The sequence below is a fragment of the Desulfosarcina variabilis str. Montpellier genome (genome assembly GCF_048565275.1).
Lineage (GTDB): Bacteria > Desulfobacterota > Desulfobacteria > Desulfobacterales > Desulfosarcinaceae > Desulfosarcina > Desulfosarcina variabilis.
The window spans coordinates 2,598,190-2,612,520 of sequence record NZ_CP159846.1; the positions used below are offsets into that span (position 1 = coordinate 2,598,190).

The 14,331-nt window shown below is 56.0% G+C and carries 13 protein-coding genes; 12 read left to right on the forward strand and 1 reads right to left on the reverse strand.

The genetic code is table 11. The annotated features are described in order from the left end of the window. Positions 1-109 precede the first annotated feature (109 nt). Positions 110-280, reverse strand: coding sequence for a hypothetical protein (locus Dvar_RS11720; RefSeq protein WP_419661884.1), 171 nt, complete (start codon positions 278-280; stop codon positions 110-112). Between Dvar_RS11720 and Dvar_RS11725 the strand changes: the two genes are divergently transcribed. The 12 genes from Dvar_RS11725 (at position 279) to Dvar_RS11780 (ending at position 14,303) form a co-directional block, all read left to right on the forward strand. Then, positions 279-2,000, forward strand: a complete 1,722-nt coding sequence (locus tag Dvar_RS11725; RefSeq protein ID WP_419661885.1) for a hypothetical protein — start codon at positions 279-281, stop codon at positions 1,998-2,000. The genes Dvar_RS11720 and Dvar_RS11725 overlap by 2 nt on opposite strands. Positions 2,001-2,107: 107 nt before the next feature. Continuing rightward, a complete protein-coding gene (locus tag Dvar_RS11730) occupies positions 2,108-2,725 on the forward strand; it encodes a MotA/TolQ/ExbB proton channel family protein (RefSeq protein ID WP_419661886.1) in 618 nt (205 codons plus the stop codon). Positions 2,726-2,728: 3 nt separating this feature from the next. Further along, complete coding sequence (locus tag Dvar_RS11735; protein ID WP_419661887.1) at positions 2,729-3,136, forward strand: ExbD/TolR family protein; 408 nt, start codon at positions 2,729-2,731, stop codon at positions 3,134-3,136. Positions 3,137-3,141: 5 nt separating this feature from the next. Further along, a complete protein-coding gene (locus Dvar_RS11740; RefSeq protein WP_419661888.1) occupies positions 3,142-3,861 on the forward strand; it encodes an energy transducer TonB in 720 nt (239 codons plus the stop codon). Between the two features lie 416 nt (positions 3,862-4,277). Then, positions 4,278-5,870: an ABC transporter substrate-binding protein gene (locus Dvar_RS11745; protein ID WP_419661889.1), complete on the forward strand. Its 1,593-nt coding sequence runs from the start codon at positions 4,278-4,280 to the stop codon at positions 5,868-5,870. Positions 5,871-5,873: 3 nt separating this feature from the next. Further along, positions 5,874-6,872 (forward strand): ABC transporter permease, encoded by a 999-nt coding sequence (locus Dvar_RS11750; protein ID WP_419661890.1) that lies wholly within the window; start codon positions 5,874-5,876, stop codon positions 6,870-6,872. Further along, entirely contained in the window at positions 6,869-7,741 is an 873-nt protein-coding gene (locus Dvar_RS11755; protein ID WP_419661891.1) for an ABC transporter permease, read from the forward strand. Before Dvar_RS11750 ends, Dvar_RS11755 begins: the two co-directional genes overlap by 4 nt. 3 nt (positions 7,742-7,744) lie before the next feature. After that, positions 7,745-8,671, forward strand: coding sequence for an ATP-binding cassette domain-containing protein (locus tag Dvar_RS11760; protein WP_419661892.1), 927 nt, complete (start codon positions 7,745-7,747; stop codon positions 8,669-8,671). Next, on the forward strand, positions 8,664-9,263 hold the full coding sequence (locus tag Dvar_RS11765; protein WP_419661893.1) for an ABC transporter ATP-binding protein: 600 nt from the start codon (positions 8,664-8,666) through the stop codon (positions 9,261-9,263). Before Dvar_RS11760 ends, Dvar_RS11765 begins: the two co-directional genes overlap by 8 nt. A gap of 86 nt (positions 9,264-9,349) precedes the next feature. After that, a complete protein-coding gene (locus Dvar_RS11770; RefSeq protein ID WP_419661894.1) occupies positions 9,350-9,481 on the forward strand; it encodes a hypothetical protein in 132 nt (43 codons plus the stop codon). Between the two features lie 320 nt (positions 9,482-9,801). Then, positions 9,802-11,865: a TonB-dependent receptor family protein gene (locus Dvar_RS11775; protein ID WP_419661895.1), complete on the forward strand. Its 2,064-nt coding sequence runs from the start codon at positions 9,802-9,804 to the stop codon at positions 11,863-11,865. After that, the gene (locus tag Dvar_RS11780) at positions 11,865-14,303 is read left to right on the forward strand and encodes a TonB-dependent receptor (RefSeq protein ID WP_419661896.1); all 2,439 of its coding nucleotides are present in this window, start codon (positions 11,865-11,867) and stop codon (positions 14,301-14,303) included. The genes Dvar_RS11775 and Dvar_RS11780 overlap by 1 nt, the downstream gene beginning before the upstream one ends. Positions 14,304-14,331: the final 28 nt, after the last annotated feature.

Genomic DNA, 14,331 nt, shown 5'->3' on the forward strand with positions numbered 1-14,331 from the left:
CCATGACGATCAACATTTTTCATTGATATCCGCTTCCTTGGAGGTCTTGACAAAAATAGCGGATCTTTCTATACTCCCGCAGTTTCAAATTTTGGGGATCTAATCCGCATTACGAAAATGCACCATCTTCCCAAAACACCACCACCAACAATTTAAACAAATTCAAGCCAGGTAGGCGTATTGGGCCGAAGCTCATATTTCTTCCTGGTTTTTTATTTCTTTGAGTTATGTCTCTTAAAAAAATTGTACGGATAATCGGTTTTTGGGGAATTGCATCCATGGTCTTGCCTTTGGCTCTGGGGATGGCAGCAGATGAAAAAGCAATCGAGCGGGACCTGGATGATGATGGCAAGATCGATCAGATCGCCTATGTAGACAAGCGTGGCAACCCCATCCGCCTGACCATCGACAGCAATGCCGACGGGATTTTCGACAAGACCCAGTTCTACCAGGATGGTAAAATTGTGCGCATCGAAAGCGACCGGGATTTTGACGGACAGGTGGACACCCGGGATCTGTTCGAAAATGAAAAACGGGTGCGTCACGAGCGCCTGACCGCCGACGGCCGGACCCAGCAGATTATTGTCTTCGATGAAAAGGAGCGGCCCCTGACCATGGAGCGGGACACCACGGCGGATGGCCGTTTCGATACCCGTTATGAATTCGTGGACGGCCACGTGGCCCGTTCCACCCGCGACACGGACGCTGACGAAAAGGTCAACGTCTGGCAGACCTACCGCAATGATCTTCCCGTGGAGCAAAAGACCGACGGTGACGGTGACGGCCGTATCGAGCGGGTAGTGCTGTTCGATGAAAAAGGCCAGCCTCACCTGAGCCGGCACGACCTGGACGCAAGCGGCACCTTCGAGACCGTGCGCCACTATGTGGATGGTGAGATTACCCGCCAGGAAAAAGACAGTAACGGCGAAGGCCAATTCGATATCGTCCTGAATTTTGAGGGCGCCGAGCCGGCCCTGCAGAAACGGGACACCAATCATGACGGCCGCTTTGACGTGACCACCTGGTACGAGAACGGGCAGCCGCAAAAAGAGGAAAAAGACACCAATTTCGACGATACGGCCGATGTGTTTGTCACCTTCGACAAGGAATCCCAGCCGCTCAAGATCGAGGAGGACACCCGCTACACCGGCCGCATCGACCGTATCCGCCACTTTAAAAAGGGCATCGTGAGCGAAGTGATCGCCGACGGCGACGGGGACGGCTTTTTGGAAAGCCATAGCTATTTCAAGGACGGCAAAATTGCCACCCAGACCCAGGACGAGAACAAGGATAGCAAGGCCGACGTGACCATTTTCTTCAACGCCAAGGAAGAGAAGGTGCGCGTGGAGAGCGATACGGATTATTCCGGCCGGGTGGATGCCTGGGAATACTTTACGGATCAGGTTCTGGCGCGCGCCGAGCGGGACAGTAATAATGACGGCCAGGTGGACCTGAAGGTGTATTATCAGGATGCCGAGCGGCAGCGGATGATCCAGGATCGCGACCATGACGGGCAGTTTGAAACCACCCAGTGGTTCGACCGGCCGCCCTGGTCCATGGTCATGGAGGTGGATACGGACCTAAACGGCACGCCCGAGGGGATTTATTCCTACCAGGCTGGTGTGCTTCGGGAAAAGCATGTGGATGAAAACGCCGACGGCGGGTTTGATCTGAAGGAAATTTACAACGAGAAGGGCAAGCTCATCCGCAGCGAGGAGGAGCCGGACGACAAGGGCCGTTTCCGGCTGGTGTGGGTCTACGATGACAAGGAAACGGCGATCCGAGCCGAAAAGGATCAGGATGGCGATGGCCGGGCCGATGTCTGGTACACCTATGAAGACAACCATCTGGCCATGGTGGCCGAGGACACCAACGCCGACGGCAAGCCGGATTTATGGGAGGAATACGACGAGGCCGAAGCCCTGGTCAAACGATCCAAGGATTACAACTACGATGGTGAACCGGATTATACCGAAAGTGCCGGAGGACCTGAGGGGTAGTTGATTGGTTTGTTTGTTTGTTTGTTTGTTTGTTTGTTGGTTGATTGGTTGATTGGTTGGATTGGTTGGGCTTGATTTGTTATTTTCGTTAAATAAGGAGAGGTTACATGTTCGATTTTCTTGCCAAAGGCGGCGTTCTGGTTGGGCCGATTTTACTCTGTTCGGTTATTGCACTGGCCCTTTTTCTGGAACGTCTGATTCGCTTGGGACGGGTAAATATCAGGGGCAACGGCCTGGTATCCAGCGTTTCCACGCATTTAAAAAATGGCGAGGATCAACAGGCTTTTGATGTGGCCAGCCGGGATCCGTCGCCCATGGGGCGTATTCTTACCCAGGCCATGGAGGTCAAGGACCAGGACCGCGAGACCCTGGAAGCGGTGCTCGTGCACGCCACCGAGTCCGAAACCCGTGAGCTGTCCCGGTATCTCCAGGCCCTGGCCACGATTGGCAATATTACGCCCCTGTTGGGACTGCTGGGGACGGTCATGGGCATGATCAAGGCCTTTATGGTCATCCAGCAGATGGGCGGTAAGGTCAATGCGGCGGTGCTGGCCGGCGGCATTTGGGAGGCCATGCTGACCACGGCCTTAGGGTTGGCCGTGGCCCTGCCCACCATGGTGGCGCACAGCTACCTGTCCGCCCGGGTGGACCGTTATGAAACCCAGCTTCAGGACGGAACCGTAACGTTTCTCAAGGCCATTGGCTTTCGCTTGAGTAGGAGTTGATCCATGCTTGTCCATACCAAACGGAAAAAACGCTATGCGGTGCAGATGCCCATGACGTCCTTGATCGATATCGTCTTCATGCTCCTGATTTATTTCCTGCTGACCACCAACTTCATGGTGGATGAGGGGATCAAGATCAAATTGCCTCAGGCCAAAGCCGCGGCGCCTCAAACCGAAGAGGTGATTACCGTGTTCGTGGACGCCCAGGGCCGGTCTTTTATCAATGAAGAAGAAGTTTCAATGGATCGCCTTTTTGATCACCTCAAGAAAAAGATCGGCAACAAAGAAAATGAGCTGGTAGTCGTGCGCGCCGACCGGGCATTAATCCTTAACAAGGCGGTCAAGGTGATGGATATCGCCAAGGCCGCCGGTGCCGGCCGGCTCTGCCTGGCCACGGAAAAGGAATTATAGCCGTTATGGAACTTAACGCCCCCATGTCGATGATGGACCGATCGCATGAAGCCAACTGGCTTTTGCGGTCATTGATTATCATCTCCCTTGTCGTCCATACCGTGATATTTTTCCATGTGTCCGGTATTTACCGGTCAAGTACGCTCTCGTTTATTGAAATGTCCCTTCAAAGTATCGACCGGCCGACCGGCAGGGATATCCCGCGGCCGCGGATGCGACCCAAGCCTCCTGATCCCAAGGACCCGGTTAAAAAAATCGACGTGGTGCCGCGGCCCACACCGCGTTTCAAACCCCTGGCCATGGCCCCTGTGGATAAGCACCTGCCGGATTCGCTGATGGAGGGCATCAGTGCGCCGGATGTGCCCCAGACGCCGGGCGTGGATTCATCCGACTGGGTGCCGGGCCCCCAGTCCAATGAAGCGGCCGGTGAGTTCATGACCGCTGCCAGTTATCTGGACATGTTGCGCCTTAAAATCGAAAGCCGTAAACGCTATCCGGAGGCGGCCAAGGCCAGAAGTATTGAAGGGCGGGTCACCATTCGTTTTGTGCTGGAGACCGACGGCAATGTCCGCGACGTTGCCATCACCAACGGCGCCAGACACAAGTCCTTGAATGTGGCCGCTCTGGATGCAGTGCATCGAGCCGCCCCGTTTCCACGGCCACCCTCGAGTTTATTTAAAGGGGAGTTACCGCTCGAACTGACCATCGTGTTTGAACTGACTTAGCAAAGAAAGGAGGTGAGGGAAGACGATTAGAAAGACGATTAGACAAATGGGGGAAGATAAAAGGGGAAGACAGCCAACTCCGGCCAGAGTCCTTGCGCTGCCTTCCCCATGAAGCCCTCCCCGGAAGAGAGGGTTGCTTCATTGGTTTATATACCATTTTAGCATCCCACCTTCAAATTTTTTCCCAAACGAATAGCAATCGTATCGCCGATCCAATTGAACACAATTGGGGGCGCATTGGACCATTCGTCCCAACCATAGATCATATGGCTATTTGTGCCAAATGGTCAGCGGGGGACGACTGGCAATGGAAACCCCAATCAGGTGTGGAACTGTACCCATTGGTCCAGAAAAGGAGAAAGGATATCGATGCGTAAAATCCGCAATGCTAACAATGAAAGAGAATGTACCGTAAGATGACAATAATCCACAAACCATGGCTGATACTATCGCTAATCCTTCTGTTGATGCTTCCCTGGTACGAGCCTGCACCGGCAGCAGCCGCGGCAAAAGACACCCTGGTGGTAGCCCTGAGAGGAGAACCGGAGGACGGCTTCGACCCGTTGATGGGCTGGGGGCGTTACGGGCATCCCCTGTTTCATTCCACCTTGTTGACCCGTGATGATGAGCTGAACATCGTCAACGACCTGGCTGTTTCCCGTGTGATGAGCGCGGACGGCCTGGCCTGGACGATTACCATCCGGTCCGATGTGACCTTCTCGGATGGCCGGCCCCTGACCGCCGAGGATGTGGCCTTCACCTTCAACCAGGCCGCCACCAAGGGCGGCAAGGCGGACCTGTCGCGCCTGGAGCGTGCCGTGGCCACCGCGCCTGACACGGTTGAGCTGCGGCTCAAACGGCCGGATTCAACCTTCATCAACCGCCTGATCACCCTGGGGATCGTTCCCCGGCACGCCTATGATGATGACTATGACCGCCATCCCGTGGGCAGCGGTCCCTTCGAACTCGTCTCGTGGGTGGAAGGGGAGCAATTGATCGTCCGGCGCAATGCCCGCTACTACGGCAGGCAGCCGTATTTTAAAAAAATCGTTTTTCTCTACGGGTCCGAGGACGCCATGTTTGCCGCGGCCAAGGCCGGCCAGGTGGATCTGGTCGTGGTCCCGCCTTATCTCGGTATCCAGAAGATACGGGGCATGCACGTGCATCCGGTCAAGAGTGTGGATCACCGCGGGCTGATGTTTCCCACCATAGCAGATACCGGCCGCCGGACCCCCCAGGGCGCACCCATCGGCAACACTGTGACCGCCGACATTGCCATTCGCAAGGCGGTCAACCGGGCAATCGACCGCAAGGCCCTGGTGGCGGGAATTCTGGAAGGCTTCGGCCGCCCGGCCTATTTTGCCTGCGATGCGCTGCCCTGGGACAATCCCGAGAATCGGATTGCCGATGCTGATCCGCAAGGCGCGCGTCAACTGCTCTCTGAAGCCGGTTGGAAAGACGGGGACAACGACGGCGTGCTGGAGAAAAAGGGCGTCAAGGCCCAGTTCAACCTGGTCTATCCGGCCGGCGATTCGGTGCGCCAGGGCTTGTGCCTGGCGGTGGCGGAAATGCTTCGGCCGGTGGGTATCCGTGCCCTGGTGGAAGGCAAAAGCTGGGATGAGATCAAACGGCGCACCCATCAGGACGTGATCATCTACGGCTGGGGCAGCCACGACCCCCTGGCGCTCTACCATATCCATCACAGCAGTCTCATGGGCCAGGACTACTACAATCCCGGATTTTACCATAACCCCAAAGTGGATGACTACCTGGACCTGGCCGTGGGGGCCGAAACAAAGGACGCCTCCCTGCGCTACTGGCAGCTTGCCCAATGGGACGGGACCACCGGTTGTGGTCCCAAGGGGGACGCACCCTGGGCGTGGCTGGTGGATCTGGATCATGTTTATTTTGTCAGTGACCGGCTGGATGTGGGGCAATCGCGGATCGAACCCCACGGCACCGGCTGGCCCATTACGGCCAACATCCTGGATTGGCGCATACGGGAGTGAACCATGCCTAATATGAATTCTTGCTTGTCTTACCTGGCTCGCCAGCTGCTGCGCATGATCGTGATTATTGCCGTCGTGGCGACCCTGGCCTTTGTGCTCACGGCCACCGCGCCCCTGGACCCGGTCACGGCCTATCTGGGCTTCGATCGGATGCAGATCAGCCCGGAACAGCAGCAGCGCATCATCCAGCGCTGGGGTCTGGACCAGCCACCGACCGTCCGTTTTACCACTTGGGCGAAGAACGTGATCCGCGGCGATCTGGGTGATTCGCTGGTCTATAACGAACCGGTGATCTCGGTGATTCAAAAGCGGTTTGCAGCATCCTTGAAGTTGATGGCCCTGGCCTGGATCCTGTCGGGGATCATCGGCTTCGTTCTGGGAGTGCTGGCCGGCACCTATCAACATTCACTGCTCGACAATGCAGTGCGTATGTATGCGTTTGTGCTGGCGTCCAGCCCGACGTTTTGGATCGGCATGGTGCTGCTGGCTGTCTTCTCTGTTAAGCTGTCATGGTTTCCCATCTGCTGCGCCGGTCCCATGGGCGTCCCGCCGGATGCGGTCTCCTGGGCTCAGCGTCTGCATCATCTGATTCTGCCGGCCGCGACACTTTCCATCATCGGCGTGGCCCAGATTGCTCTGCACACCCGTGAGAAGATGATCGATGTGTTCATGAGCGATTATGCCCTGTATGCCAGGGCCATGGGCGAGTCGCGCCTGGGCATCGCCTGGTGGCATGGTCTGCGCAATGCCCTGTTGCCGGCGGTAACCCTGCAGTTTGCCAGTCTGGGCGAGTTGTTCGGCGGGGCCGTTCTGGCCGAGCAGGTCTTTAACTATCCCGGCCTGGGGCAGGCCACCGTGGAGGCCGGCATCCGGGGGGATGTGCCCCTGCTTTTGGGTATCGCCCTTTTCTCTACCATTTTCGTTGTGACCGGCAATGCCATTGCCGATCTTTTATATCGGCTCATTGACCCGCGCATCCGGCGGGGAGAGGGGGTGGCATGAATACGCAGACCATTGCCCGGCAATTACCCATGCCGGGGATCCGTTTTTCTCTGGGCACGCGTCGGTCCCGTACACTTTGTCTGGTGATCTTCTGCCTGACGATTTTTGTCGGGCTGTTCCTCTGGGCCTGGCTGGTGGGAGAAAACGGACTGGCCGTCAACTTCACCCAGCGCAACCAGCCACCCTCATGGGACCATCCCTTTGGAACCGATTGGCTGGGGCGGGACATGCTGGTTCGAACCATCAAGGGCCTGCGCATCAGCTTAGGCATCGGCATGGCCGCCGCCCTGAGCAGTACGGTGTTCGCCCTGGCCCTGGGACTGGCCGCGGCAACCCTGGGACGCCATATGGACCTTGTGGTGACCGGCATGATCGATGTGGTCATCTCCACGCCGCATCTGGTGATGCTGATTCTGATCTCTTTTTCCATGGGCGGCGGCGTCGTGGGCATCATCATGGCCGTGGCCCTGTCCCACTGGACGCGGCTGGCGCGGATTGTACGCGCCGAGATCATGCAGCTGAAAACCGCCGACTATGTGCGGCTCAGCCGGCGGCTGGGGCGAAGCCCGCTTTGGATCGCCCGCCACCATTTGCTGCCCAACCTGTTGCCCCAGTTTCTGGTGGGGCTGATCCTGCTTTTTCCCCATGCCATCATGCATGCCGCCGGTTTGACGTTTCTGGGGTTCGGACTTCCACCGCATATGCCGGCCATCGGTGTGCTGCTTTCCGAGGCCATGCGCCACATTTCCACCGGGTACTGGTGGCTGGCGGTGGTGCCGGGGGTGGCACTGCTTTTTTTCGTCAAATTGTTCGATCTGTTGGGTCGGGCCCTGCGGATGTTGACAGCCCCGAAAACCAGTAAGGAGTGAAATATGCTTGAGATTAATGACCTATCCATCAGCTTCAGCCGTTACGGCGGTTGGATCAGCCGCTTGCAGCTGCGGCCTATCCGCAGTCTGGATTTGAAACTCGAAGAAGGGCAGATCGTATCCGTGGTGGGCGAATCCGGCGCCGGCAAGAGCCTTCTGGCCCATGCCGTGTTAGGGCTGTTGCCCGGTAATGCCACGATTTCCGGACAGATGCGTTATCAGGGAGCGGATCTCTCCCCAACGCGAATCCGGCAATTGCGCGGCCGGGAGATCGCCTTCATTCCCCAGTCGGTGGGATTCTTGAGCCCCCTGTGGCGGGTCGGCGGTCAGGTGGCGCGCGCCGCCCGTCTGGGCGGTAAGGATGCCGTCCGGGCTGCAGACTCCCGGGACCGGGCCTTTGCGCGCTACCACCTGAGTGAGGACGTGAAGTCCATGTTTCCGTATCAGATTTCGGGCGGCATGGCCCGCCGGGTGATGACCGCCGCGGCCACGGTGACGGACGCCAAGTTGATCGTTGCCGACGAGCCCACCTCGGGCATGGATGAAGATAACAGCCGCAATGCCCTGGCCTATCTAAGGCAGCTGGCGGATCGGGGGCGGGCGGTGTTGCTGATCACCCACGATATCGAGGCGGCCCTGACGGTCAGCGACCAGGTGACGGTTTTTCTCAACGGTGTCAGCGTGGAAACAGCCGACAGCGGCGATTTTGAAGCCGTCGATGGGCTGCGCCATCCCTATACCCAACAATTGCTCAACGCACTGCCCCAACGCCTGTTTACCGAAGCCGTCAATGGCCATCGCCATGGCGGGGGAAACGGAAAGGGCTGCGCTCATTTCGGCGCCTGCCCGCTGGAGAAGGACGTCTGCGGCCATAGGCTGCCGCCGCGCAAGGTGATCGGTAGCGGCTGGGTGAGGTGTCATCATGCTTGAAGTAACCAACGTCTCTTTCAGATATGCTTCGGAATCACCCTGGCTGTTCAAGGATCTCAATCTGAGTGTGGCCCCGGGTGAGATCGTCGGCCTCCAGGGGCCCAGCGGCCAGGGCAAAACCACCCTGGCCAGACTCATTGGCGGATACCTGACCCCCTCGACAGGCAGTATCACGGTCGGCGGGATGTCATTGCCTGCCGAGGGCTTTAGCAGGGTTCAACTTCTTTTCCAGCACCCGGAACTGGCTGTGGATCCACGCTGGAAGATCCGCAGGATTCTCACCGAAGGCCACCATCCCAGCCGGGTGCAGATGGACGCGTTCGATATTCAGGACGATTGGCTGGATCGTTACCCTTGTGAGATGTCCGGCGGCCAACTGGCCCGTATCTGTCTGGTGCGGGCCCTGGGGCCGGATGTGGAATACATCATCGCCGATGAGATTACCTCCATGCTCGATGCCCTGACCCAGGCCCGTATCTGGCGCTCGCTGATTGATTACAGTGAGCAGAACCGTATCGGTATATTGGTGATCAGCCATGACTCGGCGTTGCTCAAACGGCTTTGTCAGCGGCGTGTACGGCTTGCCGCTTGATAAGGAGCTAAATCCGTGGCAGGCCTCGCTGTCTCGACCTGCATCAGGTGACGGGGTGGCGCAAATATACCGCTGAAGGTGAAACTATGATTTTCGATGCGGAAGAAATATTGGCTGATTGTTTTGTGGGATTGCTGACCGGTGAAGCGCTTGGACACGTGGCGAGCGTCAGCCGGCGCATGGCTGCTATCGTTTGCCGGTACCGTTGTTCAGGGTAACGCGCAACTGACGCAAAGGAGGTGATAAAAACAGAAAATAAAAGTGAAGGAAGGGAAGGACAGCCGGCTCCGGCCAGAGTTTTCGGCTGCCCTCCCCGGTGAGGGCCCCTTAAAAAGGGACGCCATGGTTAATACCCTACCACCGGCACCGACCGCTGACAAGCGGACGTTTCACACCCTTTTTGCCTTGTGGGCCTACCAATTATTCATCCCTGTTAGAAGAGCGGTTGGCTTACCCGTCCGATTTATCACCAGGGGTGCGTCCGTGGTTCATTGATGAATTTGATTTGTGAACATTTGAGAGAAAGTGGAGAAAAAAGATGAGAAAAATAGGTTGTTACATCCTTTGGGGATTGATGCTGATCAGCGTCTTGGTCGCTCCTGGCTTTGTGGCCAGCGGGATGGCTGCCGATGGAGCCAATGAAAATGAGGATGAGAAAGCTGCGTCCGTACTTCGGATAGACGATGTGGTGGTTCGCGGAGAAGTGGTCAACAAGGATCTGGAAGCCACGTCGGCTACGGTGTTAACTAACGAGGACATCACCAACCGGATATTTATCACGCCCCTGGATATCGTCACGCTTTCTCCAGGAATAACCATTCGGCAGTACAAACAGGGAGGCACCGCTTCCAATTTCACCATGCGGGGCTTCAGTGGCAATTCACACGGCTCGAACACGGCCATTTTTCTGGACGGCATTCCGCTTAACGAAGGTGACGGATATGCCGACACCAACATCATCAATCCCGATGAGATCGAACGCGTCGAACTGATCAAGGGTCCGGCATCGGCCCTTTACGGCAACTACGCTTCCGCCGGCAGCCTCGCCTACTATACAAAAAAGCGTGTCGATACCAATCATATCAAGTTGCATTATGGTTCCCATAACACCTACGAGGCAAACTTTGTGGGAGGGCTCTCCAACGAGAAATGGGATCAGGTTTACTCCATACAAAACTACCATACCGACGGTTATCAGGACAATTCCGATTGGGATCGGCTGAATGCAGCAGCCAGGGTGACCCGCCATCTTACCGATGATCTCAATCTACGTTTAAGTTTTAGAGGGTTCAACTCTGACTGGGATGCCCCAGGATACATCAACCAGCAACAATATGACGATGATCCCACCCAGGCGGTCAGCGAAACCAACGGTGGCGGCAAGAATCGCACGGCGGCCAGGGCTGATTTCGATTACCGGATCAACGAAGAATCAAAGGCCCTGTTGTATTTCTGGGGCTACGACCAGCAGTTCTGGCGCTGGTACGCCAGTGATCCCACTGGTCTGGCTGCTGATGAAGTTGTGGGCAACCTGCGTGATTTTAATCGATTCGTATATGGGACCGGCGCCAGCTACAACTTTTTGGGGGACGTATTTAATCGGGAACTGCGTCTTACCGTCGGAACTGACTATATGGTCGAGGATATCGGCCGCGAACGCTGGCGACTGTTGGCCGGCTATGGCCGGGAAAAAGGGCCCAAATACTGGGATTACGATATCGACATGGAGACTGTGGATGTCTACGCCGAGGGAAGCTTTCAGATAATAGACCCGCTGCGGGTGATTCTGGGTGCACGCTTTGATCATTTAAGTGGTGATCTGACCGACCATTTGGACAATGACAATGAGTTTTCCATGAAGGATCAGGACATCTTCAGCCCCAAAGCCGGTCTCCTATTGGGGTTTTTCGACAATCGGTTGGAGTTGTTCACCAATTATGGGCAAGGATTTGCCCTGCTCCCCGGTTTTTCCGAACAGGCCGCTTTCAAGCAGGAGGATTGGGATCCCCAGGAGCGTACCCAATACGAACTGGGACTCCGCAGTCGTCCCTTTGACTGGATGTCCGGCGAAATCGTTGGTTATCGCCTGGAGACCAGCAAGGACTTTATCTACAACGCCGACACCGATGATTACGACAATGTGGGTGAAACCACCCGCGACGGAATCGAGGTGCAGGTGGAATTCTACGCATTTGATTTCGGCTATTTGCGGGCCGACTATGGCTACGTGGATGCCACCTATGATCGATATGAATCCGATGGCGTGGACCTTTCCGGAAAAACGTTGCGCAGCGTGCCCCAGGACAACTTCAACGTGGAAATCGGCTATCAACCCCCATCCGGGATCGGTGGGCGCCTGAGCTACCACTATGAAGACAGTTATTACCTGGATGATGCCAATCTGTTCATGAGTGACAGTATCAACCGGGTGGATGCGCAGGTTTCCTATCGCTTTGGAACGTCGGCGCAATACATGCTGGCCTTGGATGTCGTCAACCTCCTAGATGAAAAATATGCCGACTACACCAGTGGAACGACGAACAAGACTTATTCACCGGCTCTGCCGCTGTCTGTTTACGCCACCTTTGTTGTCGACTTTTGATGACCGTTGTCAGAAATGATGACCATCCGGAAATGGCCAATTCGGCCATTTCCGGACAAACAATAGACAACCGAGGAGAAATGATGATTTTCACCTGCAAAAAGATTAAGCCGTTCGTCAGGTCAGGCTTGCTATTTGTGTTGGTGTGTCTGTTTGTCGGCTCTGATTATTGCTTTGCTGACGATTCCGACATAAAGGCCGACCACCAATCAACAAACGTGCAAAATACTTCTAATGATAAGGTCATCGATCTGGGAGAGGTCACGGTGACCGGGAAAATTATTGATGACCGGACCGCCAACATGCCGGCTGTGGTGGAAAGCATCACAGCCGAAGGCATCGAACGCATCAATGCCGTGGAAACCTCCGATGTGTTCAAGTATATGCCGGGTTCCTACCTGAGGAAACTCTACCCGGGCAGCACCAACAGCCCCCTGGTGATCCGGGGCAACAATTCGATGATGACCGGACGGACCCTGGTGCTGATGGACGGTATCCGCATCAGTGATTTCACGGCGGCCGGGCACAGCAATGCGCCCAAATGGTTTGTCGTGGCGCCCCAGGAGATTGAGAAAGTGGATGTGGTTTACGGGCCGTTCTCGGCGGCCTTGAGCGGCAATTCCATGTCCGGCACCGCCATGGTGACCACCCGCTTTCCTGAGAAGCTCGAAATCCATGCAGACGCAAAATACTTTTATCAGAACTATCATGAGTATAACTCTGACGAGAATCTGAGCGGCTACAGCGCGTTTGCCTCGGCCGGTAACAAAACGGGACGGTTTGCCTACAACTTTTGGTACAACCGACTGGAAACAGAGAACCAGCCCATCAGTTACAAGACCAAAGACGCCGCCAGCGGGGATGCAGCAACCGGCAATGCGGTAAGCGGCTGGATTGCCGACAAAGACCCCCAGGGCAATGACCGTTATATCCTGGGAACCACCGGCGTCAGGGAAATCGTCAACAACACCGTCAAGGTCAAGTTGGGCTATGACCTGACCGATCATTCCCAACTGCGTTTTTCCAGTGTGTTGTGGGATTCGCAACAGGACACGGATAGCCCTGAAACCTACCTGACCGATGCCAGTGGGAACCCAGTTTACTCAGGCACCGTGGACATCAATGGGGCAAGTTTTACGCTCAGCGATTCCACGTATACCTACTCGGAAAGCGAGCGACAGGATCTGTTGAATGCGTTGACCTACTCTCTGGATGTCCCCGGCGGGTTGAACCTGATGGTCAGCGCCAGCGCTTACAACACCTTGGACAAGGTTACCCGGACATCTTCGGATGCAGCTCCCGAGGCCGAATCTGGTGGTGAAGGGACGGTGAGCGACGGCGATGAGGGATGGTATACGGGGGATCTCAGAGCCGCCTATGACCTCGGACGGCAGGGCAATCACACCCTTGCTGCCGGCTATCATTTCGACCAGTACTATACGGACAGTGAAACCTGGAACGCCACGGACTGGAAAAATGGCACGCGTACCACATTGGACGAGGGCTCCCAAGGCAAGACACGTACACAGGCGGTTTATCTGGAGGATACCTGGCATATCGAAGATCAGTGGTCGATTTATGTTGGCGGAAGATATGAATGGTGGCGCGGTTTCGATGCTGAGAAATCCATGGATGGCGACACCGGCCGGGTGACCTCGGCACTGGATGACAAGGATGAAACCAATTTTTCACCCAAGTTTTCGACAACCTTCATCCCCAATGATGCATGGCGTGTGCGATTTTCCATGGCCCGCGCCACCCGCTATCCCACGGTGGGCGAACTTTACTATGGCGGGATCACCTCAACGGGGATCATCTCCAATGGAAATCCGGATCTGGAGCCGGAACGCAGTCTGGCCAAGGATTTTACCATTACCCGGTTGATTGGCCAGGCTGGCGAAGCCCGCCTGACCTTTTTCGAGGACGAGATTGAAAACGCCATCTACCGCCAGACCAATGTCTACACCAATATCAGAAACTTTCAGAATGTGGATGAAGTCCGGACCCGGGGAGTGGAGTTCGCCTTCAATATGCACCGTTTTTTCGTGGATGGCCTGGGCTTTTTCGCCAACCTGGCCTGGACCGACTCCGAGATCCTGCGCAACGACAACGTACCCGAGAGCGTGGGCAAGGATTTTCCGCGTGTTCCCAAATGGCGCGTCAAAGGCGTTCTAGACTATTCGCCCGGCGACAAGTGGTCACTTACCCTGGCTGGGCATTACTCCGGTGAGCAATACAACGAACTGGACAATAGCGATACCGAAGGTGGCTATGGTGGCGTCGACGACTTTCTGGTTTTCGATGCCAAGTTTACCTATCGCTTCCTGCCCGGATGGCAGGCCAGTGTTGGTGTGGATAACATTACCGACGAGCTTTACCATGTTTCTCATCCGTACCCGATGAGAACTTATCTGGCAGAGCTGAAGTATACATTTTAAACCACTGCCCATCCATAACTTGCCCATT